The following is a 20196-nucleotide window of genomic DNA, read 5'->3' as shown; positions in this document are numbered from 1 at the left end:
CACGGACCCGGGACGGTCAGCCGGTCGGCCTACCCTCGACCGCGTGTCCTCGCCCGCCTACGCCCGGCCGGTCCCGCCGCGCGCCCGTCGCGCCGCCGCCCGGGGCGGTTCCCCGTTCGACCCGCAGGAGACCCCGCTGGCGCGCACCCGGCGGGCGCGGCGGATGGCCCGCGAGCTGGCGCTGATCTACCCCGACGCGCACTGCGAGCTCGACTTCACCAACGCCTTCGAGCTGCTGGTCGCCACCGTGCTGTCGGCTCAGACCACCGACAGGACGGTCAACCGGGTCACCCCGGTGCTGTTCAGCAAGTACCCCGACGCGCAGGCGCTGGCCGGTGCCGACCGCGCCGACCTGGAGGAGGTCCTCAAGCCCACCGGCTTCTTCCGCGCGAAGGCCACCTCGGTGCTGGGCCTGGCGCAGGCGCTGCTCGAGCGGTTCGACGGCGAGGTGCCCGGCCGGATGGCCGACCTGGTCACCCTCCCCGGCGTCGGCCGCAAGACCGCGAACGTCGTCCTGGGCAACGCCTTCGACGTCCCCGGCCTCACCGTCGACACCCACTTCGGCCGGCTGGTGCGGCGGTTCGGCTGGACGGCGGAGGAGGACCCGGTCAAGGTCGAGGCCGAGGTCGCCGAGCTGCTGCCCAAGCGCGAGTGGACGATGTTCAGCCACCGCGTGATCTTCCACGGCCGGCGGGTCTGCCACGCCAAGAAGGCCGCCTGCGGCGCCTGCGGCCTCGCGCAGTGGTGTCCGTCGTACGGCATCGGCCCGACCGACCCGGAGGCCGCCACGAAGCTGGTGAAGACCCCGGTCGCCTCCGACACCGAATGAGCGCCCGCAGCAGGACGGCGGCCGGCGCGCTGGCGCTCGGGCTCGCGCTGGCCGGGTGCAGCTCGGGCAGCGGGGCACCGGACGCCGCGCCGTCCGCACCCGCCGTGGCGAACCCGACCGCGCCCTGTCCGGACCAGCCCGCCCAGGCGGCCACCGGCGGCGAGGTGCTCGCCGACGTGAGCGTGGACTGCCTCGGTGGGGGGCAGTTGCACCTCGGCCAGGCCCAGGGCGTGCCGACGGTGGTGAACCTCTGGGCCACCTGGTGCGGGCCGTGCCGGGAGGAGCTGCCGCTGGTGCAGCAGCTGGCCGACCGGGCCGGTGACCGGCTGAAGGTCGTGGGCCTGGTCACCAAGGACACCGCCGACAACGGCGTCGCCTTCGCCGCCGACGCCGGGGTCACGATGCCCACCGGCATCGACGCCGAGGGTCGGCTGGCCGATGCGGAGCGGCTGCCCGCCCTGCCGTACACCTACCTGCTGCGCGCCGACGGCACCGTCGCCCACCTGCAGATGCGGCCGGTCACCTCGGTCGAGGAGCTGGAGGGCCTGGTCGCCGAGCACCTGGGGGTGACCCTGTGACCGACACCGCGGCTCCCGACGCCGCCCTCCCGGCGTACCTGCGCCGGCTGGTCGAGGCCGGCGACGACCTGCCGCTGCGGCACCGGATGCCCCGGCCGACGGCGACCGCCCGCCGGTCGGCGGTGCTGATCCTCTTCGGTGAGGGCCCGCGCGGGGCCGACGTCCTGCTGATCGAGAAGTCCGCGCACCTGCGCACCCACGCCGGTCAGCCGGCCTTCCCCGGCGGTGGCGCCGACCCCGGCGACGACTACCCGGTGGGCACCGCGCTGCGGGAGGCCGAGGAGGAGGCCGGCATCGACCCGGACGGCGTCCGGGTGGTGGCCACGCTGCCGGAGCTGTTCCTCGGCCCGTCGGACAACCTGGTCGTGCCGGTCGTGGCCTGGTGGGACGACCCGCGCGAGGTCACCGTCGGCGACCCGCGCGAGGTGGCGCGGGTGGCGCGGGTGCCCCTCGCGGACCTCGTCGACCCGGCCAACCGCTTCCGCATCCGCCACCCGTCGGGCTACGTCGGCCCGGCGTTCGGGGTCGCCGGGATGGTCGTGTGGGGCTTCACCGGCGGCCTGCTCGACGCGATCCTGGAGGCCGCCGGGCTGGCCCGGCCCTGGGACGACGCCGACGTGCGGCCGCTGCCGGCGCTCGGCGCCCGCCGCCCGCAGCTCCCCGGCACGCTGGACCCGGCCGAGGAGGAGGACGCCGCCGCGCCGACGGTCGCCGATCCCGCCCCCGACGGCCCCACGGCACGTACCGTTCCCCCGCGATGAGGGGGCAGGAGAGGGCGCGACGCGGCCGGGCGCTGCTCGCCGGGGGAGTGCTGGTGGCCACGGTGCTGACCGGCTGCGGGAGCGGTGACGGCCGGTCCGCGCCGCAGGCCGCACCGTCGTCCGGCCCCGCCCTCGGCACGGTGACCACGGCACCCGACGGCGTCCAGGAGGTCACGCTGCAGACGCAGGACGACTACGTCTTCAGCCCGGCCACCTTCACCGTCGCCCCGGGGCCGGTCCGGCTGACCGTGGTGAACGTCGCCGAGCAGATGACGCACAACTTCCGCTTCACCCCGGACGCCGGCCCCGCGCCGATCGACCCGGAGATCCCGCTGCTGACGCCGGGGGAGAGCCGCACCATCGAGTTCACCGTGTCCACCCCGGGTGAGTACGGCTTCGAGTGCAGCTTCCACACCCAGCTGGACCAGTACGGCGTCATGACGGTGAGCGGCTGAGCGCGAGCATGTCGATCGTCGACCTCGTCCTGATCGGACTGGCACTGGCCTTCGCCTTCTCCGGCTTCCGGCAGGGCGTCATCGTCTCGGCCACCTCCGTCCTCGGCTTCTTCGGCGGCGCGGTCCTCGGCGCGCAGCTGTCCGGCCCGGTGGCCGAGCGGCTCGACGGGGCGGCGACCACCCGGGTGTTCGTCGCGCTGGTCGTCGTCCTCGCGGCGGCGCTGCTGGGCCAGGTGCTGGCCGGGGCGATCGGCCGGGCGGTGCGCCGGCGCGTGACGTGGCAGCCGGCGGAGGTCGTCGACTCGGTGGCCGGCGCGGTGCTGTCCGCGGTCGCGGTGTTGCTGGTCGCCTGGATGGTCGCGACCCCGCTGGCCACCGCGCCGTTCCCCGGGGTCTCCGGTCAGGTGAAGCAGTCGGCGCTGGTGCAGGCGGTCGACCGGACTGTGCCGGACGGCGTCCGGGCGGTCTACGACTCGCTGCGGGAGGCGATCGACCAGAACGGGTTGCCCGACGTCCTCGACCCGCTGACCCCCACGCAGGTCCCCGACGTCCCGGTGCCCGACCAGGCGCTGCTCGCCAGCCCCGTCGTCGACTCGGTCGAGGGCTCGGTGGTGCGGATCAGCGGCGTGGCGGCGTCCTGCTCGCGGCAGATCGACGGCTCCGGCTTCGTGTACGCCGAGGAGCGGGTGATGACCAACGCGCACGTGCTCGCCGGCGTCACCGACCCGGTCGTGAGCGCGGAGGGTGAGGAGTACGACGCCGTCCCGGTCTACGTGGACGAGGAGACCGACGTCGCGGTGCTCGCCGTCCCCGGGCTGCCCCAGGTGCCGCTGACCTTCGCCGCGCAGCCCGCGGAGTCGGGGGACGACGCGATCATCATGGGCTACCCCGGTGGTGGGGACCTGTTCGTCGGGCCCGCCCGGGTGCGCCAGCGCACCGACATCAGCGGCCCGGACTTCCGCAACGAGCAGACCGTGGTCCGCGACGTCTACGCGCTCTACGGCGAGGTGCGCGCCGGCAACTCCGGCGGCCCGCTGTTCGACCCGGAGGGCCAGGTGCTCGGCGTCGTCTTCGCCTCGGCCATCGACGACCCGCTCACCGGCTACGCGCTCACCTTCGAGGAGGTCGAGGACGCCGCGGTGACCGGTGCCGCCTCGACCTCCGCGGTCGCCACCGGTAGTTGCGAGTAGCTCATCCAGCCCAGGCGACCAGCGCGGCGTTCACCTCGTCGGGCACCTCCTCGTGCGGGAAGTGCCCGACGCCGGCCAGCTCGCGCCACTCGTAGGCGCCTGCGACGTACCGGCCCGACCCCCGGGCGGACGACGGCAGCACGCAGCCGTCCAGGTCGCCGTGCAGCTGCAGCGTCGGTGCGGTGACCGGGGCGGCCATCCGGCGGGCGTAGCGCAGCCCGTCGGGGCGCAGCTGCGAGCGGCCGGCCCAGCGGAAGTACTCCATCGACCCGTAGGCGGCCTGCGGGATGCGGGCGGCCGAGCGGTACCGGGTGACCGCCTCGGCGAAGTCCGCGGTGGAGGTCCACCCGGGCCCGGCCCAGCGGCGCACCAGCTCGGCCACCGGGTCGTCGTCGGCGCGGGTGAGCCGCCGCTCCGGCAGCCGGGGGAGCTGGAAGCCCAGGATGTGCCGCAGCGCCTTCCGCTGGGCCCGGTCGGTCAGGGACGCGCGCAGCAGCCGGGGGTGGGCCATCGACAGCACCGCGAGCCGGCGGACGCTGCGCGGGTGCAGGGCGGCCATCGTCCAGGCCACCAGCCCGCCCCAGTCGTGCCCGACGACGACGGCGTCCTGCTCGCCCAGCGCCCGCACCAGCGCGGCGACGTCCGAGGCCGCCGTGGGCAGGTCGTAGCCGCGCGGGGGCTTGTCGCTGCCGCCGTAGCCGCGCAGGTCGGGGGCGACGGCACGGAAGCCGGCGGCGGCCAGCGCCGGGAGCTGCGCCCGCCAAGCCCACCAGAACTCGGGGAACCCGTGCAGCAGCAGCACCAGCGGGCCCTCACCGGCCTCGGCGACGTGCAGCCGGACGCCGTTGGCCGACAGGTCGCGGTGGGTCCAGGGGCCGGGCAGCAGGACGCTGGTGGCGTCCGGCCGCGGCTCGGCTGTGCTCACCGCGCGGGGGGCGCCCGCTCAGACGGTGTAGTCCTCGCGTCCCGACAGCTGGACCCGGCCGTTGCTGACGGTGGGGACCTCGCGGCGGCGCTGGCCGGGGGCCTCGCGGTGCATGACCTCGGGCAGGTCGCGCAGCGTCTCCAGGGTGCGCTCGGGCTTCTCGATCTTCTTGATCGAGCTGCGACCCACCAGCGCGGCGATGCCGGCCAGCACGACCAGCAGCAGCCACACGAGCAGGTAGGAGATCCAGCGGATCAGCCCGAGCCAGGTGAGGAACTCGGCGATCGTGACGAACAGGAAGATCCCGGAGAAGAAGAGCAGGGCGGCCGCGGCACCGAAGGCCCCGGCACCGACGCCGGCCTTCTTCGCCGACTTCCCGACCTCGGCCTTGGCCAGCTCTATCTCGCTGCGGATCAGCGTCGAGACGTCGGCCATGGCGCTCTGCACGAGGGAGCCGACGGAGGGCTCCTCCACGCGGGTGGTGGTGCTGCGTGCCCCGGTCGGGCTCGACGGTGCGCTGTGGGCCACGAGGGCACCTCCTGGGGACGACGAACGGCTGTCGGGCCGCCCGGACGAGCGGACCCACCTCGAGGAATCGTGCCTCATGATCACCGAGCGCGCGCCCCGGCCTCCCGCAGTCGTGCGCGGGAGGCCGGGTGACGTCCTGGAACGGCCCCGTCCCGGGACCCGCCCTGAGCCCGGTGACGTCCTGGAACGGCCCCGTCCCGGGACCCGCCCTGAGCCTGCGAAGGGTGGGCAGGACGGGGTCCTTCTCCTAGTCCTCGGACGAGCTGGCCGGGAGCTTGTCCTTGATCAGGTTCATCACCGACGAGTCGGTGAGCGTGGTGACGTCGCCCAGGTCGCGGTTCTCCGCGACGTCCCGCAGCAGCCGTCGCATGATCTTGCCCGAGCGGGTCTTGGGCAGCTCCTGCACGACCATGATCTGGCGCGGCTTGGCGATCGGGCCGATGTCCTTGGCCACGTGGTTGCGCAGCGTCTGGACCAGCTCGTCGCCGGAGTCCTCGGCGTTCCCGCGGAGGATGACGAAGGCGACGATGCCCTGTCCGGTGGTCGGGTCGCTGGCGCCGACGACCGCCGCCTCGGCCACCGTGGGGTGCGCCACCAGCGAGGACTCGACCTCGGTGGTGGAGATGCGGTGCCCGGACACGTTCATGACGTCGTCCACCCGGCCGAGCAGCCAGATGTTGCCGTCGGCGTCCTTCTTGGCGCCGTCCCCGGCGAAGTAGACCTCCTTGCCGAAGCGCGACCAGTAGGTGTCGACGTAGCGGTCGTCGTCGCCCCAGATGGTGCGCAGCATCGACGGCCACGGCTCGGTGAGCACCAGCAGGCCGGTGGAGTCGTCACCGAGCTCGTTGCCCTCGTCGTCGACGACCTTCGCCGAGATGCCGGGGAACGGGTGCTGGGCCGAGCCCGGCACCAGGCTGGTCACGCCCGGCAGCGGGGTGATCATGTGCGCGCCGGTCTCGGTCTGCCACCAGGTGTCCATGATCGGGCAGCGGCCGCCGCCGATGTTCTCGTGGTACCAGAGCCAGGCCTCGGGGTTGATCGGCTCACCGACCGAGCCGAGCAGCCGGAGCGAGGACAGGTCGAACTTGGCCGGGATGTCCTCGCCCCACTTCATGAAGGTCCGGATCACCGTGGGTGCGGTGTAGAGGATCGTCACCTTGTACTTCTCGATGAGCTCGAACCAGCGGCCGCGGTGGGGGGTCTCCGGCGTCCCCTCGTACATGATCGAGGTGGCCCGGTTGGCCAGCGGCCCGTAGACGATGTAGCTGTGGCCGGTGACCCAGCCGATGTCGGCCGAGGTCCAGAAGACGTCGGTGTCCGGCTTGAGGTCGAAGGTCGCCCAGTGCGTGTAGGCGACCTGGGCGAGGTAGCCGCCGGAGGTGTGCAGGATGCCCTTCGGGGAGGCCGTCGTCCCCGAGGTGTACATGATGTAGAGCGGGTGCTCGGCGTCGAAGGCCTCGGGCGTGTGCTCGGTCGACTGCCGGTCCACGACGTCGTGCCACCACAGGTCGCGGCCCTCGGTCCACTCGACGTCCTGCTCGGTCCGCCGGACGACGAGCACGTTGCGGACGCCGTCGGTGCGCGCGACCGCGTCGTCCACCGCGGGCTTGAGCGCGCTGGGCGCCCCCCGGCGGTAGCCGCCGTCGGAGGTGATCACCAGCACGGCGGCGGAGTCGGTGATCCGGCTGGCCAGCGCGTCGGCGGAGAAGCCGCCGAAGACGACCATGTGGACGGCGCCGATGCGGGCGCAGGCCAGCATCGCGACGACGGCCTCGGGGATCATCGGCATGTAGATGGCCACCCGGTCGCCGGCCTGGACGCCGAGCTCGAGCAGCGCGTTGGCGGCCTTGCTCACCTCGTCCTTGAGCTGGGCGTAGGTGATCGTGCGGGTGTCGCCGGGCTCGCCCTCCCAGTGGTAGGCGACCTGCTCGCCGTGCCCGGCCTCCACGTGCCGGTCGACGCAGTTGTAGGCGACGTTCAGCTTGCCGCCGACGAACCACTTCGCGAACGGCGGGTTGCTCCAGTCCAGGACCTCGTCCCACTTCTGCGCCCAGGTCAGCCGGTCGGCCTGCTCGGCCCAGAAGCCCAGCCGGTCCTGCCCCGCCCGCTCGTACACGTCCGGGCCCACGTTGGCCTGCGCGGCCAGCTGCTCCGGCGCCGGGAACCGGCGGCCCTCCAGCTCGGTCGACTCGCTCATGCGACTCCTCCTGCTCTCGCGGCGTCGCCGTCGACGCCTGCCGTCCGGTGGTCGCGGCCGGCGGCCGGTGTCCGGACCCCGGCGCGACGCAGCGTGCTCCCTGCCACACCGTATGACCCCACGGGCTCCGCGTCTGCCCGGTGCAACGTCTGGGCAGCGAGCGGCCAGACTGGACCGGTGCGGACAGGGGATCAGGCGGCGGTGGCCGCGCGGGTGCCGGGCGCCGCGGCGCTCGGGCTGCTCGCGCCCCCCGGGGCGGCCGCGGTACCGGCCACGCTGTTCGCCGACGCCGGCTGGACCGCCCGCCGGCTGGCCGTGCTGGGGGAGCGGTACGCCTCCGGCGACCGCCGCGTGCTGGCCACCGTCTGGTGGTACTCGGCGTCCTCCGTGCTGCTCACCCCGGCGCTGGCCGGGCTGGTCACCGGCCTGCCGCTGTCGGCGCGGCTGGCCGACACGACGGTGTCGCTGCTGGGCGGTGGGACGCCGGTCGCCGCGACGTCGTCCGCCCCCGGCGCGGACACCGCCGGCGAGCTGCGGGAGACCCTCGCCGCGGTGGTCGACGCCGTCGCCACGGCCGGGGAGATGCGGCCGCGGCCGCTGTGGGCGATCGCCGCCGACTCGCTGGCCAACCGGCTGCTGGCGCTGGGCCGGGCGCTGGGGGAGGAGCACCGGGTCACCGGGCTGGCCGCGCCGCTGGCCGCCGCGGTGGGGGCGCCGCTGCCGGGACCGCGGTACGTCGACGTGGCCGGGGTCCGGTTCACCCGCCGGGTGTCGTGCTGCCTGCTCTACCGGCTGCCGCCCGAGCCGCTGTGCACGTCCTGCCCGCGCCGGCCGGCCGCCGAGCGCGAGGTCCTGCTGGAGGACACCGCCGCGCGGATGCGCTGACGCGCCGGCTCAGTACAGGGGCGGGGCGACGTCCGGCCCGCTCCGCCGCTCCACGGTGGCCACCCGCGCGCTCGGCGTGGGCTCCTGCCGGTGCAGCCGGGTCCACCACGACGGGTCGGGCCGGTCCGCGAACACCAGCCGGGTCAGCGCGACGGGGTCGTACCCGGACCGGCGCAGCACCTCCCGGCCCGCCTCGTCGGAGGCGGCCTGGGCGCGGCGGGCGAGGACGGCGGTCCCGATCGGGACCAGCAGGCCGACCGCGGCGTTGACGGCGACCGTCGCGGCCCCGGGCAGCTCCACGGCGCCGTCCAGCTCGGCGAGCCCGTAGCCGGCCCAGAGCGTCACCAGCAGGCCGGTGGCGACCCAGCCCTCCCGCCTTCGCCGCCGGGGGACGGGGGAGGCCCAGTGGCCCAGCGCCGACGCCAGGTACCAGACCTGCTCGGCCGGGCTCGCGCGCAGCAGGGACGACGAGACGGCGACGTGGTCATCCCCGTCGCTCCCGCCCCGGACGGTCGCGGGCACCAGCCGCCCCTTGGCGTCGTCGATGACCTTCAGCGCCGGCAGGGGCAGGCCGGACCGCTCGGCGAGGACACGCAGCCGTGAGCGCAGCAGGCGCTCCTCGTCCTGCGGGTCCCCGGCCATCGCGGGGAGTGTGGTGCAGCCGGGCTCCACCGGCCGGGTCGACGGGAGGTCCTCACTCGATCGGGTGACCGGGTGCGGCGACCCTGTGCCGGTCCAGCCGGGCGCTACGGCAGGAAGAGCATCGTGTCGCCGAACTCGTGCCACAGGTAGCCGCCGGCGGCGGCGCGGGCGTAGGCCCGGTCCACCAGCCCGCGCCCCGCCACCGCCTCGAGCAGCAGCAGGTGGCTGGCGTCCGGGGCGTGCAGCCCGGTGAGCAGGCCGGTGACGGCGCGGGCCGGGCGGTCGGGGCCGAGCACCAGGTCGGTCCAGCCGGCGGCGGAGCGGGTGACGCCGTCCTCGCCGGTCGCGGTCTCCAGCGCGCGGGTCACCGTCGTGCCCACGGCGACCACCCGGCGGCCGGCCTCCCGCGTGGCGGTGACCAGCCGGGCGGTGACCTCCGGCACCCGGTAGCGCTCCGGCATCGGCGGCTCGTGCAGCTCCGGGCTGGAGACGCCGGCGTGCAGCACCACCGGGACGACGGGGATCCCGCGGGCCATCAGCCGCACCAGCACCCGGTCGGTGAACGGCCGGCCGGCGCTGGCGCTCTCCGCGCTGCCCGGCTCGGTGGCGTAGACGTTCTGCACGTCGGCCAGCGGGACGGCGGCGTCGAGGTGGCCGTAGCGGATCGGCGTGCCGTGCCGGGCCAGGTGCTCGGCGGCGGGGACGTCCCGGTCCGGCCGGGCCCGCCACAGCCGCGACGCCCGCGCCGGGGTCGGGTACCCCTCCAGCAGCCGCAACCAGACCCCGCCGGGGAGGTCGAGCACCGTCCCGGGCTCGACGCCGCGGTCCGGGCCGTCGTTGCCCGGCCGGCGCAGCTCGACCACCCAGTCGCCGTCGTCGAGCGTGGTCGAGACGTGCAGCGGGGCGGGGACGCCGTCGGCCCGCCGGACGTCGAGGCGGGCGGGCAGCGTCGCCGAGGTGTTGACGACGACGAGGTCACCGGGCTCGAGCAGCTCGGGCAGGGAGCGGAAGGTCGTCTCGGTGATAGCGCCGGGCCGGACCGCCATCAGCCGGACGCCGTCGCGGGCCAGGCCGCGGTGCTCCGGCGGTGCGCCGGCCTCGCCTCCCATGGCGACGGCGGTCATCGGACGGCCTCGGCAGCCAGGTCGGCGGCCCGGTAACGACCTCCGGGAAGATCCTCGTCCACCAGCCGGAGCAGCGCGGGGACGACGTCCGCCGGGTCGCGCAGCCCGGTCGCGTCGGGATCGGCCGCGCGGTGCATGTCGGTGGCCATGTCGCCGGGGTCGACGGCGTACACCCGCAGCGCCGGGTGCTCGACGGCGAGGACCGCGGTCAGCCGGTCGAGCGCGGCCTTGCTCGCGCCGTAGCCGCCCCAGCCCTCGTACGCCTCGACCGCGGCGTCGCTGCTGACGTCGAGCACCACCCCGCGGGCGCGCTCCAGCGCGGGGAGCACCGCCTGGACGAGCGCGAGCGGCGCGACGGTGTTGACGGCGAGCACCCGTTCGAGCGCCTCGGCCGGCAGGTCGGCCAGCCGGGGCAGCGGGGTGGGCCCGAGCTCGCTGGCGTTGTTCACCAGCAGGTCGAGCCGGTCGGGGACGGCGGAGGCGAGCGCGGCGCGGTGCGCGGGGTCGGCGACGTCCCCGGGCAGGGCGGTGACGAGGTCGGGCCGGGGCAGCGCGGCGACGGTGGCGGCCAGCCGGGCGGGGTCGCGGCCGTCGACGACGAGCCGCCAGCCGCGGCGGGCCAGGGCCTCGGCGAGCGCGGCGCCGAGCCCGCGCGAGGCGCCGGTGACGAGTGCGGTGGGAGGTGTCATGGCGCTACCGTCGGAGCTCAAGTGCACTTGAGGTCAAGGGGGTGGCGCCGTGGAGGGACTGCTGACCATCGGTCAGGTGGCCGAGCGGTCTGGGATCGCCGTCTCCGCGCTGCGCTTCTACGAGGCGCAGGGCCTGGTGGCGGCGTTCCGGACGGCCGGCGGAGCCCGCCGCTTCCCGCGCAGCGTGCTGCGCCGGCTGGCGTTCGTCCGCGCCGCGCAGAACGTCGGGCTGACGCTGCCGGAGATCCGCGAGGCGCTGGCCACGCTGCCCGACGGGCGGACGCCGTCGGCGCGCGACTGGGCCCGGCTCTCGGAGTCCTGGCGCGACCGGCTCGACGAGCGGATCGCGGCGCTGGTGCAGCTGCGGGACGGGCTGTCGTCCTGCATCGGCTGCGGCTGCCTGTCGCTGACCCGGTGTGCCCTCTACAACCCGGGGGACGTCGCGGCGGGGGAGGGGCCGGGGGCGCGCCGGCTCTCCCCGGCGCTGCGCCGGGTGCCGCCCGGTTCGCGCGCCAGGTGATCGTCCCGGTGTCGCCTGCCGCGCGGGTGGGGGTCATGATCGTGACGTGACGGTGGTGCCGGCTGCGTTCCTCGGCCACGGGAACCCGATGAACGCGCTCGAGGACAACCGCTACACCCGGGCCTGGCGCGCGTTCGGGCGGGCGGTGCCGCGGCCGCGGGCCGTGCTGGTCGTCTCCGCGCACTGGTACGTGCACGCGACCGCGGTGACGGCGATGCCGCGGCCGCGCACCATCCACGACTTCTTCGGGTTCCCGCGCGAGCTGTACGACGTCCGCTACGACGCGCCGGGGATTCCCGAGCTGTACGAGCAGGTCGCCGACGTCGTCCACCCCACATGGGTCGGCGCGGACCTCGACAGCTGGGGGATCGACCACGGCGCCTGGACGGTGCTGCGGCACGTCTTCCCCGACGCCGACGTCCCGGTCGTGCAGCTGTCGGTCAACGCGCTCGAGCCACCGGAGCAGCACCTGGCGCTGGGCGCCGCGCTCGCGCCGCTGCGGGAGGACGGCGTGCTGGTGATCGGGAGCGGCAACGTCGTCCACAACCTGGCCGCGGTGAGCCGTGCGATGCCCGACGCCGGCTTCGACTGGGCGCGGCGCTTCGACGACCGGGTCCGCGAGCTGGTGCTCGACCGGCCGGCCGAGCTGCTCACCCTCGACGCGCACCCCGACCACTCCCTCGCCGTCCCCACGCCCGACCACCTGCTGCCGCTGCTGTACGTCGCCGGCATCGCCGAGGCCGCCGGTGCGCGGGTCGAGCCCCTGGTCGACGGGTTCACGCACGGCTCGCTGTCGATGGCCGCCTACACCGTCGGGATGCCGCCGGTCGAGGACGGTGCCGTCGTCTCCGCGGGTGCCGGCTGACCGGCCGCGGAGGGTGGCTCGGACGTGCCAGCGTCGCTGATCCGCGGGAACGGCTTCGTGGAGAAGACCACCTCGACCGGGAGGCCGAAGAACTCGGCGATGCGCAGCGCCAGGTGCAGGCTGGGGTTGTACTCCCCGCGCTCCAGGTAGCCGACCGTCTGGTAGTGGACGCCGAGCGCGTCGGCCAGCTCCCGGCGGGTGACGCCCTGCTCGGCGCGCAGCAGCGCGATGCGGTTGTAGACGGCGTCCCCGCCGGCCTTGTCGCCGCTCACGTGATCCACTGGCCGGCCGTGTCGCGGGCGGCGGCGACCTGCGAGCCGGACTGGCGGCGGGTCGTCCGCCGCAGCACGACCGGAGCCGCGAGCAGGCCGGCGACCGCCCAGGCGACCAGCACGAGGACCGTCGTCCCGGTCCGCCAGGAGCCGCCGAGCTCGACCGCGGCCGCGGCGTCGGGCAGGAACGCCGAGCGCATGCCCAGCCCGACCCAGTAGACCGGGAAGGCCTGGGCCACCGCCTGGACCCAGCCCCACAGCGCCTGGACCGGGAAGAAGATCCCCGAGATGGCCGTGACGAGGAGGGCCGGCACCATGCCCCAGGTGCTGAGCTTCTGGACGCTCGGCAGCACCGCGCCGAGCATCATGCCCAGTGGCATCGTCGCGGCCATGCCCAGGACGAGCACCCACGCCGCGGTCAGCCACCCGGCCGCGCCGCCGGGCACCACGCCCTCGAACAGCAGGGCGCTGGGCACCAGGATGACCACCAGCGTCGGGAGCAGGCCCAGCGAGTGGTAGAGGACCTGTCCGGTGACGTACCCCTCCATGCCGTGCGGCAGTGCCCTGTGGCGGAGCAGCGTGCCGTCCTCGCGCTCCATCACCAGTGCGGATGCCGGGCCCATCACGACGTTGAAGGCGACCAGCGCGGCGAGGATGCCCGGCAGGGCCACGGTCGGGTAGAGCAGCGACGTCCCCTCCACCTCGTCCGCGCGGTTGAACCAGAGGTACGCGAGCGTGGCCACGCCCGTGAACAGGTAGAAGGCCTGGTCCTGCGGGCTGCGCAGGCTCTGGGTGAACTCGGTCCAGCCGCGGCGCAGTCCCAGCCGGACGGCGTACGTCGTGCCGCCGCTCACCGGGCCACCTCCACCGGCTGTGGCCGGGCGCCGGACTCGTGCCGGGCCACCATGGCGAGGTAGGTGTCCTCCAGGCTGGCCCGGCGGACCTCCAGGTCGGCCACCTCGTCGCCGTACTGCTCGAACAGCCGGCGCACGAAGGGGGTGGGCTGGTCGGTGGCGTGCACGAAGCGCTCGCCGTGCCGGGTCCAGCGCACCTCGCTGTTCGCTGCCACCTGCCGGTTCAGGGCGTCCGCGCTGCCGTCGGCGACGATCCGGCCGCCGGCGAGGACGAGGATCCGGTCGGCCAGCCGCTCGGCCTCGCCGAGGTCGTGCGTGGTGAGCAGGACGCTGGTCCCCTCCAGGTCCGACAGCCGGTGCACCAGGTCGTGGAAGTCCCGGCGGGCCTCGGGGTCGAAGCCGGCGGTCGGCTCGTCGAGGAAGAGCAGCTCGGGTCGGCCGACGATCCCCACCGCGACGTCGAGCCGCCTGCGCCGGCCGCCCGACAGCGTGGCGATCTTCCGGTCGGCGTCGTCGGTCAGCCCGACGGTGTGCAGCAGCCGGTCGACGTCGTCGGGTCGCGGCCGCTCGGGCGTCGAGTACGGCCGGTAGAAGCCGCCGAGGTGGGTGAGCAGGCGGCGCGGCGTCCAGCGGGGGTGGTCGCGCCACGACTGCAGGACGACGCCCACCCGGGCTCGCCATGCGTCGTCGGCCCGCGAGGGGTCGACACCGAGCACGCTCACCTCCCCGGCCGACGGCAGGCGGAAGCCCTCCAGCACCTCGATGGTCGTCGACTTGCCGGCGCCGTTGGGCCCGAGCAGGCAGACGACCTCGCCGGGGTGGACGTCGAGGTCGACGCCGGTGAGGACCTCGTGCGTGCCGTAGCTCATCCGCAGGCCGCGCACCCGGACGACCGGTTGCTCCGACACGTCCCCGGTCATCGCGCCACCTCCACGGCTTGCTGGTGCGCAGATAGTAGGTGTACTACATCAGCAGTACAACTACTCATGAGGTGGCGGTCGGGATGGGCGTGCGGACGGAGTTCCTGTCGACAGCCCGCTGGCTGGCCGTGGTCATCCCGCTGGTCGACCTCGCGCTGGTCCTCACCGGGCTGCTCTCGCCGCGGACCGGGATCGTGGTGGCGCTGGTCCTGGAGGCGCTGCTCGCCGCCGTCCTGCTCGTCGAGGCGGCCGCCTTCCGCGGGGCGTACCGCGCCGTGCGACGGGACGGCGGCGGACGCCGCGCGGCTCTGCTGGCGGGGGTGGAGGCCGTCTGGCCGCCGGTGGTCCTCCGGATGGTGCGTGCCGAGGCCGGCGTCCTGCGGGCGCTGTGGTGGGCGGTGCGGCGGCGTCCGGCCGTGGGGCCGGGCGACGTGCCGTTGCCCTATGCCGGCCGCTTCCGCCTGGTCCTCGGCGCGCTGACCGTCCTCGGTGCGCTGGAGACCGTCGTCGTCCACGTGTTGCTGCCGTGGCAGACCGCGCGGTGGGTGCTGCTCGCGGTGTCGCTCTACGCGCTGGTCTGGGTGCTCGGCTCCGGGCTGTCCCTGTTCCAGCACCCGCACCTGCTGCGCGACGACGAGCTGGTGCTGCGGTTCGGCCACCTGCGCACGGTCGTCGTGCCGCTGGCCGGCCTGGTCGGGGTCCGGCGCAGCGTGGAGGCGGAGCACGGCAAGGTGCTGCTCCGCGACGGGGACCGGCTGGTGTCGTCGGTCATGGGCGACACGGACGTCGAGCTGCGCTTCGACCCGCCGGTGCGCGTGGCGGAGCAGGAGGAGCCGGTCGCCCGCGTCGCGTTCTGGGTCGACGACCCGCAGGCCGTCGTCCGGCTGCTCCGCGACCGCGCCGTCCCCGCCGGCCGGTGACGTTCCCGCGGGAACGTCAGCGGCCCGGCGAGCCGCGTCTCCCCGGCCACGCTGTCCGCTCCGGCGCTGCCGGGCGCCGGGCCGTGCACTCGACGCCGTGCTCGCGCTCGCCCGGGTCGCGCCGTCCCACCGCTCGGGTCACCGCGCGGACGTTCCCGCAGGACCGTCGCTGACCTGCGGTTCTGTCGTACTGCGGCCCTAGCCTCCGTACAGGTGTTCGAGGAGGAGGACTTCGTGTCGGAGGCAGGGGAGAGCGGCGAGCTGTCACTGGAGGAGCTGGCGCGGCGGATCACCAGTGGAGCGGTGCGGCTGGCCGCGGCCACCGCGGCGTGGCTGGCGCTGGTGGCCGAGTTCGACCGCCGGGAGGGCTGGGGCGGGGTGGGTGTGCGCTCGTGCGCGCACTGGCTGGCCTGGCAGTGCGGGCTCTCACCCGGTGCGGCCCGGGAGCACGTGCGGGTCGCCCGTGCCCTGGCCGTCCTGCCGGCGACGTCGGCGGCCTTCGCCGCGGGCCGGCTGTCCTACGCCAAGGTCCGGGCGCTGACCCGGGTGGCCGAGCCGGCCGGTGAGCCGGCGCTGCTGGAGCTGGCGCACGAGCTGACCGCCGCCCAGCTGGAGCGCGTGGTCCGGGAGTGGCGCCGGTCCGACGCCGTGGACGACGCGGCCGTGACCGCCAAGCGGCGGTTCGACTCCTGGTGGGACGAGGACGGGATGCTGCACGTGCGGATGTGCCTGGACCCCGAGGAGGGCGCGGAGTTCCTCGCCGGGGTGGACTCGCTGGCCGAACGCACCGCCCGCCGGGAACGAGCCGCGGCCAAGCGGGCGGCGGCTGCGGGCTCAGCTCCCTCCACCGGTGTCGGCCACGACGAGGACGAGGACGACGAGGTCGCCGCGGCGCGCGACCGCAGCACGGCGCGGCGGTGCGCGGCGGTCGCCCGGCTGGCCGCCGCGGCGGCCGACGCCGACCGGCGGGCCGGGGATCCGCCGCGCCGGGAGGTGGTGGTGCACGCCGACGCCGCGGTGCTCGCCGCCGACGCCGCCGCCGGCCGGGCGTACCTGCAGGGCGGCCCGGCGCTGCACCCGGCCCAGGTCCGCCGGATGCTGTGCGAGGCCACCGTCGTCACCATGCTCGAGCGCGGCCGGGAGCCGCTGGCCGTGGGCCGCACCCGGCGCTTCGCGACCCGGGCGCAACGCCGGGCGCTGCACCGCCGCGACGGCGGCTGCGCCCGCCCGGGCTGCGCGGAGACCCGGATCGAGCGGCTGCACGCCCACCACCTGCGGTCCTGGCTGCACGGCGGGCCGACCGACGTGGCCAACATGGTGCTGCTGTGCGACGTCGACCACGGCCAGGCCCACGACCTGGACCTGGTGATGGCCCGCCGCGAGGGCCGGCTGGTGGCCACCACCCCGGACGGCCGCCGGGTGTGGGGCGCGGCCGACGCCGCCTTCCGCGACGGGCTGGCCGGGCTCAGCGGCGGGGTGGACGACGGGCGCGTCGCCGGCGTCCAGCCGTTCGACACCGCCGTCGGACGCCGCCCGGCCACGGCGGTGCCACCCGGGGGAGCCCCGGCACGGGACCGGTCGGCGCCGACCGCGTCGATCACCCGGCTGCTCTTCCCCGACCGGAGCCCGGACCTGCCCGACGCGATGCACGTCAACGGCGAACCGATGGACCTGGCCTACGTGGTCGGCGTGCTGCTGGGCAACCGCGACCTCGAGCGCCGTCTCGCCGCGGAGAACGCCGGGCACGCCGGGCACGCCGGGCACGCCGGGAGGCTGACCGCCGTGGCCTGAGACGACAGCGCGTTCCCGCGGGAACGCCGGGAGCGCGTCACGCGAGGACCCCGGCCGCGGTGCCACCGCTGTGTTCCGGGGGTGGCGGAGGAGCAGTCCTCACCTGGGTGAGGTGCTCAGGTGGTCGGGATCTCGCTGCCGTTCGCGGGCCGGTGGCTGGCCCGGAACAGCCCGGCGCGGCGCGTCCCGAGCCACGGGGTCGACCTGTTCGGTGAGCGCTACGCCATCGACTTCGTCGGCGTGGACGACCGCCACCGGAGCGCGGGCACCCGCGACTGGCGGACCCTCCTCGCCACCGAGCCGCCGGAGCGCTTCGTCGGCTTCGGCCGGCCCGTGCTGGCCCCGGACGACGGCACCGTCGTCCACGTGCACGACGCCGAGCCCGACCACGAGGCGAGGCGTTCGCAGCTGGCCCTGGTCCCGTACGCGCTGGGTCAGGCCGGCCGGCTCCGCCGGGGTGCGGGTGCGGTCGCCGGGAACCACGTGGTCGTCCACCTGCCCGTGAGCGGCACCTTCCTACTCCTGGCGCACCTGCAGCAGAGCTCGGTGCGCGTCGTGCCCGGCCAGGAAGTGGTGGCCGGTCAGGAGGTCGCCCGGTGGGGCAACTCCGGCAACTCGACCCAGCCGCACGTGCACCTGCAGGTCATGGACCGCGCGGACCCGTTCGTCACCCGCGGCGTGCCCATGTCGTTCCGGCACTTCCGCGAGTGGCCGCCTCGCACGCGGCAGTCGCAGGTCCGGGAACGGGGGATGCCGGGCGAGGGCGCGGTGGTGGAACCTCTGCCGGCCACCGGCCCCTGACGAGCACGCGCGCGCCCGGCCGACGCGACGTTCCCGCGGGAACGCCCGGCGGCACCTGGCGACGGCGGCTCAGCGGCGCTGGCCGGCCTCCGCGGTCAGCCGCACGACCTCGCCGACCACCCACACGGCCGGCGGGCGGATGCCCTCGTCGGCCAGGGCCTTCGCCAGGCCGGCCAGCGTGGTGCGCACCGTGCGCTGCGTCGGCGTGGACCCGTCGGCGACGACGGCCACCGGTGTCTCGGGCGCCCGGCCGTGCTCGACCAGGGCCGCGGCGATCGCCGGGGCGGTGTCCACGCCCATGAGGACGACGATCGTCCCGCGCAGCCGGCCGAGCGCAGCCCAGTCGACCAGCGACTGCGGGTGACCCGGTGGGACGTGGCCGGAGACGACGACGAACTCGTGGGTCAGCCCGCGGTGGGTGACCGGGATGCCGGCCAGTCCCGGCACGCCGATCGCGCTGGTCACGCCGGGCACCACCTCCACCGGGACGCCGGCGGCCACGCAGGCCTCGAGCTCCTCCATGCCCCGGCCGAAGACGAACGGGTCACCGCCCTTGAGCCGCACCACCCGTTTCCCCGCCCGGGCGTGCTCGACCAGCAGCGCGTTGATTTGCTCCTGGGCCATGTACCGGCCGCGGGGGAGCTTGGAGGCGTCGATGACCTCGACCTCCGCGGGCAGCGAGGCCAGCAGCGACTGCGGCGCGAGGTGGTCGGCGAGGACGACGTCGGCCTGGGACACCGCCTGCTGCCCGCGCACGGTGATCAACCCCGGATCGCCCGGGCCGCCGCCGACCAGCACCACCGAGCCGGTCCGACCGCCGGGCACCTCCCGGCCGGCGTGGTCGCGGATGCTGCCGTCGGTCAACCCGGCGACCACGGCGTCCCGGACGCCGACCGCGCGCTGCGGGTCGCCCCCGCCGTGCACGCCGACGACCAGGTCGCCCTGGCGTCCGACGGCCGGTGTCCACACGCTGGACGCCGCCCGGTCGTCGGCCCGGGCGCAGAACACCCGCAGCCCCTCGGCCTCGTCGGCCACCGCCGCGTTGACCGCCGGGTCGTCGGTGGCGGCCACCGCGTACCAGGCGCCGTCCAGGTCCCCCGGCTCGTAGGGACGGCGCACCCAGGCGACCGCGCCGGGACCGACGAGGGCTTCCAGCGCCGGGGTCACCTCGGGGCTGACCACGGTGACCCGGGCGCGGGCCTCCAGCAGGCCGGCCACGCGGCGGTGGGCCACCTGACCGCCGCCCACGACGACGACCCGCCGGTCGAGCAGCCGCAGGCCGACGGGGTAGACGACGCCGCTCGCCGGATCGACGGGGGTCGGTCGCATCACGCCTTCTCGGTCACGCCGGCGGAGTCGAACGTCGCCACCTCGCGCAGCGCCCGCGCCGCGCTGGCGACCAGCGGCAGCGCCAGCAGCGCGCCGGTGCCCTCGCCGAGGCGCAGGTCCAGTCCCAGCAGCGGGCGCAGGCCGAGCGCCCGCAGCGCGATGGCGTGCCCCGGCTCGGCGGAGGTGTGGCCGGCCAGCGCGTGCTCCAGCGCCGGCGGGCACAGCGCCGCCGCGACCAGCGCCGCCGAGCCCGCGATCACGCCGTCCAGCAGCACCGGCACCCGCGCCGCCGCGGCACCCAGCACGAAGCCGGCCAGCGCGGCGTGCTCCAGGCCGCCGACCTCGGCCAGCGCTGCCAGCGCCGCCTCGGGGGTGGCGGGCCGATCCGGCAGGCGGGCGGCCGCGCGACCGACGACGTCGACCTTGCGGGCCAGCGTCGGGTCGTCGACCCCGGTGCCGCGGCCGGTCGCCTCGGCCGGGCTCGCGCCGGTGAACGCGCAGACCAGCGCCGCCGACGCGGTCGTGTTGGTGATCCCCATGTCGCCGGTGACCAGGCAGCCGTGCTCGCGGGCCAGCTCGGTGGCCACCCCGATGCCGACCTCCACCGCGCGCCGGGCCTCGTCGAGGGTCATCGCCGGGCCGACGGCGAGGTCGGCGGTGCCCGGCCGCACCTTGCGCGACAGCAGCGCGGGGCTGGGCTCGACGGCGTACGGCGTGGCGACGCCGACGTCCACCACGACGACGTCCGCGCCGAGCTGGGCGGCGAAGGCGTTCACCACCGCACCGCCGCGGGCGAAGTTGGCCACCATCTGCGCGGTGACCTCCTGCGGCCAGGGCGTGACGCCCTGGGCGTGGACGCCGTGGTCGCCGGCGAAGACCGCGACCGCGGCCGGCGTGGGCAGCGGCGGCGGGCACGTGCCGGCGGTGCCGGCCAGCTGCGCGGCGACGTCCTCGAGCACGCCGAGCGAGCCCGGCGGCTTGGTCATCCGGTCCAGCCGCTCGCGGGCGGCGCGCTCGGCTGCGGCGTCGCGCGGTGCGACCGCGGCGATCGTCTCGCCCAGCAGGGTGCCGGCGAAGGGCGCGGCGGGGGGCGCCGGGGTGGCGTCGGGTGGGGTCATGGG

General features: G+C 75.8%; 22 protein-coding genes. 11 read left to right on the top strand and 11 right to left on the bottom strand.

Going from position 1 to position 20196, the window contains the following annotated elements:
* Nucleotides 1-43: 43 nt before the first annotated feature.
* Genes nth through BLR12_RS03210 form a run of 5 tightly spaced genes read left to right on the top strand, consistent with a single transcriptional unit; the run spans nucleotide 44 to nucleotide 3813 of the window.
* A complete protein-coding gene (gene nth / locus BLR12_RS03230; RefSeq protein WP_091373327.1) occupies nucleotides 44-829 on the top strand; it encodes an endonuclease III in 786 nt (261 codons plus the stop codon).
* The gene (locus BLR12_RS03225; RefSeq protein WP_091373325.1) at nucleotides 826-1407 is read left to right on the top strand and encodes a TlpA family protein disulfide reductase; all 582 of its coding nucleotides are present in this window, start codon (nucleotides 826-828) and stop codon (nucleotides 1405-1407) included. The genes nth and BLR12_RS03225 overlap by 4 nt, the downstream gene beginning before the upstream one ends.
* On the top strand, nucleotides 1404-2168 hold the full coding sequence (locus BLR12_RS03220; RefSeq protein WP_091373323.1) for an NUDIX hydrolase: 765 nt from the start codon (nucleotides 1404-1406) through the stop codon (nucleotides 2166-2168). The genes BLR12_RS03225 and BLR12_RS03220 overlap by 4 nt, the downstream gene beginning before the upstream one ends.
* The gene (locus BLR12_RS03215; RefSeq protein WP_091373319.1) at nucleotides 2165-2623 is read left to right on the top strand and encodes a plastocyanin/azurin family copper-binding protein; all 459 of its coding nucleotides are present in this window, start codon (nucleotides 2165-2167) and stop codon (nucleotides 2621-2623) included. The genes BLR12_RS03220 and BLR12_RS03215 overlap by 4 nt, the downstream gene beginning before the upstream one ends.
* Nucleotides 2624-2631: 8 nt before the next feature.
* Nucleotides 2632-3813 (top strand): MarP family serine protease, encoded by a 1182-nt coding sequence (locus BLR12_RS03210; protein WP_091373316.1) that lies wholly within the window; start codon nucleotides 2632-2634, stop codon nucleotides 3811-3813.
* Between the two features lies 1 nt (nucleotide 3814).
* On the opposite strand, the gene BLR12_RS03205 is transcribed toward BLR12_RS03210, so the two are convergent.
* The 3 genes from BLR12_RS03205 to acs form a co-directional block, all read right to left on the bottom strand.
* Nucleotides 3815-4738, bottom strand: a complete 924-nt coding sequence (locus BLR12_RS03205) for an alpha/beta fold hydrolase (protein WP_091373314.1) — start codon at nucleotides 4736-4738, stop codon at nucleotides 3815-3817.
* An 18-nt stretch (nucleotides 4739-4756) separates the two neighbouring features.
* Nucleotides 4757-5212 carry a phage holin family protein gene (locus BLR12_RS03200; RefSeq protein WP_255363260.1) on the bottom strand — a complete coding sequence of 152 codons (456 nt, stop codon included), beginning with the start codon at nucleotides 5210-5212 and terminating at the stop codon, nucleotides 4757-4759.
* 301 nt (nucleotides 5213-5513) lie between these two features.
* Nucleotides 5514-7463 carry an acetate--CoA ligase gene (gene acs / locus BLR12_RS03195; protein ID WP_091373309.1) on the bottom strand — a complete coding sequence of 650 codons (1950 nt, stop codon included), beginning with the start codon at nucleotides 7461-7463 and terminating at the stop codon, nucleotides 5514-5516.
* Between the two features lie 177 nt (nucleotides 7464-7640).
* Between acs and BLR12_RS03190 the strand changes: the two genes are divergently transcribed.
* Nucleotides 7641-8348 carry a (2Fe-2S)-binding protein gene (locus BLR12_RS03190; protein WP_176832315.1) on the top strand — a complete coding sequence of 236 codons (708 nt, stop codon included), beginning with the start codon at nucleotides 7641-7643 and terminating at the stop codon, nucleotides 8346-8348.
* A gap of 9 nt (nucleotides 8349-8357) precedes the next feature.
* Here the strand turns inward: BLR12_RS03190 and BLR12_RS03185 are convergent, their stop codons facing one another.
* The 3 genes from BLR12_RS03185 to BLR12_RS03175 form a co-directional block, all read right to left on the bottom strand.
* On the bottom strand, nucleotides 8358-8990 hold the full coding sequence (locus BLR12_RS03185; protein WP_143018685.1) for a M48 family metalloprotease: 633 nt from the start codon (nucleotides 8988-8990) through the stop codon (nucleotides 8358-8360).
* 104 nt (nucleotides 8991-9094) lie between these two features.
* Nucleotides 9095-10114 carry an S-adenosylmethionine:tRNA ribosyltransferase-isomerase gene (locus BLR12_RS03180; protein WP_091373299.1) on the bottom strand — a complete coding sequence of 340 codons (1020 nt, stop codon included), beginning with the start codon at nucleotides 10112-10114 and terminating at the stop codon, nucleotides 9095-9097.
* Nucleotides 10111-10803: an SDR family NAD(P)-dependent oxidoreductase gene (locus BLR12_RS03175; RefSeq protein WP_091373296.1), complete on the bottom strand. Its 693-nt coding sequence runs from the start codon at nucleotides 10801-10803 to the stop codon at nucleotides 10111-10113. The genes BLR12_RS03180 and BLR12_RS03175 overlap by 4 nt, the downstream gene beginning before the upstream one ends.
* 49 nt (nucleotides 10804-10852) lie before the next feature.
* On the opposite strand from BLR12_RS03175, the gene soxR reads away from it, so the two are divergent.
* Together soxR and ygiD are read left to right on the top strand one after the other, a co-directional pair.
* Nucleotides 10853-11323: a redox-sensitive transcriptional activator SoxR gene (gene soxR, locus BLR12_RS03170; RefSeq protein WP_091373293.1), complete on the top strand. Its 471-nt coding sequence runs from the start codon at nucleotides 10853-10855 to the stop codon at nucleotides 11321-11323.
* Nucleotides 11324-11369: 46 nt separating this feature from the next.
* A complete protein-coding gene (gene ygiD, locus BLR12_RS03165) occupies nucleotides 11370-12188 on the top strand; it encodes a 4,5-DOPA-extradiol-dioxygenase (protein ID WP_091373290.1) in 819 nt (272 codons plus the stop codon).
* Here the strand turns inward: ygiD and BLR12_RS03160 are convergent.
* The 3 genes from BLR12_RS03160 to BLR12_RS24795 are packed head-to-tail and all read right to left on the bottom strand — an operon-like array spanning nucleotide 12128 to nucleotide 14234.
* Complete coding sequence (locus BLR12_RS03160) at nucleotides 12128-12460, bottom strand: helix-turn-helix transcriptional regulator (protein WP_091373287.1); 333 nt, start codon at nucleotides 12458-12460, stop codon at nucleotides 12128-12130. The genes ygiD and BLR12_RS03160 overlap by 61 nt on opposite strands.
* Nucleotides 12457-13314: an ABC transporter permease gene (locus BLR12_RS24800; RefSeq protein WP_091373285.1), complete on the bottom strand. Its 858-nt coding sequence runs from the start codon at nucleotides 13312-13314 to the stop codon at nucleotides 12457-12459. The genes BLR12_RS03160 and BLR12_RS24800 overlap by 4 nt, the downstream gene beginning before the upstream one ends.
* Entirely contained in the window at nucleotides 13311-14234 is a 924-nt protein-coding gene (locus tag BLR12_RS24795) for an ABC transporter ATP-binding protein (protein WP_255363259.1), read from the bottom strand. Before BLR12_RS24795 ends, BLR12_RS24800 begins: the two co-directional genes overlap by 4 nt.
* Before the next feature lie 38 nt (nucleotides 14235-14272).
* On the opposite strand from BLR12_RS24795, the gene BLR12_RS03145 reads away from it, so the two are divergent.
* The 3 genes from BLR12_RS03145 (at nucleotide 14273) to BLR12_RS03135 (ending at nucleotide 17746) form a co-directional block, all read left to right on the top strand.
* Nucleotides 14273-15154: a hypothetical protein gene (locus BLR12_RS03145; protein WP_143018684.1), complete on the top strand. Its 882-nt coding sequence runs from the start codon at nucleotides 14273-14275 to the stop codon at nucleotides 15152-15154.
* 213 nt (nucleotides 15155-15367) lie between these two features.
* Nucleotides 15368-16945 (top strand): HNH endonuclease signature motif containing protein, encoded by a 1578-nt coding sequence (locus tag BLR12_RS03140; protein ID WP_176832314.1) that lies wholly within the window; start codon nucleotides 15368-15370, stop codon nucleotides 16943-16945.
* A gap of 120 nt (nucleotides 16946-17065) precedes the next feature.
* Nucleotides 17066-17746: a M23 family metallopeptidase gene (locus BLR12_RS03135; protein ID WP_091373279.1), complete on the top strand. Its 681-nt coding sequence runs from the start codon at nucleotides 17066-17068 to the stop codon at nucleotides 17744-17746.
* A 69-nt stretch (nucleotides 17747-17815) separates the two neighbouring features.
* Here the strand turns inward: BLR12_RS03135 and cobA are convergent, their stop codons facing one another.
* Complete coding sequence (gene cobA / locus BLR12_RS03130) at nucleotides 17816-19075, bottom strand: uroporphyrinogen-III C-methyltransferase (RefSeq protein WP_091373276.1); 1260 nt, start codon at nucleotides 19073-19075, stop codon at nucleotides 17816-17818.
* Nucleotides 19075-20193, bottom strand: a complete 1119-nt coding sequence (gene cobT / locus BLR12_RS03125; RefSeq protein ID WP_255363258.1) for a nicotinate-nucleotide--dimethylbenzimidazole phosphoribosyltransferase — start codon at nucleotides 20191-20193, stop codon at nucleotides 19075-19077. Before cobT ends, cobA begins: the two co-directional genes overlap by 1 nt.
* Nucleotides 20194-20196 lie beyond the last annotated feature (3 nt).

This window comes from Geodermatophilus sp. DSM 45219, assembly GCF_900104025.1.
Classification (GTDB): domain Bacteria; phylum Actinomycetota; class Actinomycetes; order Mycobacteriales; family Geodermatophilaceae; genus Geodermatophilus.
This window is presented reverse-complemented; position numbering and strand designations above follow the sequence as displayed.

Bases quoted from the DNA above. Each gene is read 5' to 3' on its own strand.
- BLR12_RS03225 (WP_091373325.1), top strand. From the start codon at position 826: ATGAGCGCCCGCAGCAGGACGGCGGCCGGCGCGCTGGCGCTCGGGCTC.
- BLR12_RS03215 (WP_091373319.1), top strand. From the start codon at position 2,165: ATGAGGGGGCAGGAGAGGGCGCGACGCGGCCGGGCGCTGCTCGCCGGG.
- BLR12_RS03210 (WP_091373316.1), top strand. From the start codon at position 2,632: ATGTCGATCGTCGACCTCGTCCTGATCGGACTGGCACTGGCCTTCGCC.
- acs (WP_091373309.1), bottom strand. From the start codon at position 7,463: ATGAGCGAGTCGACCGAGCTGGAGGGCCGCCGGTTCCCGGCGCCGGAG.
- BLR12_RS03185 (WP_143018685.1), bottom strand. From the start codon at position 8,990: ATGGCCGGGGACCCGCAGGACGAGGAGCGCCTGCTGCGCTCACGGCTG.
- BLR12_RS03180 (WP_091373299.1), bottom strand. From the start codon at position 10,114: ATGACCGCCGTCGCCATGGGAGGCGAGGCCGGCGCACCGCCGGAGCAC.
- BLR12_RS03175 (WP_091373296.1), bottom strand. From the start codon at position 10,803: ATGACACCTCCCACCGCACTCGTCACCGGCGCCTCGCGCGGGCTCGGC.
- BLR12_RS24795 (WP_255363259.1), bottom strand. From the start codon at position 14,234: ATGACCGGGGACGTGTCGGAGCAACCGGTCGTCCGGGTGCGCGGCCTG.
- cobA (WP_091373276.1), bottom strand. From the start codon at position 19,075: ATGCGACCGACCCCCGTCGATCCGGCGAGCGGCGTCGTCTACCCCGTC.
- cobT (WP_255363258.1), bottom strand. From the start codon at position 20,193: ATGACCCCACCCGACGCCACCCCGGCGCCCCCCGCCGCGCCCTTCGCC.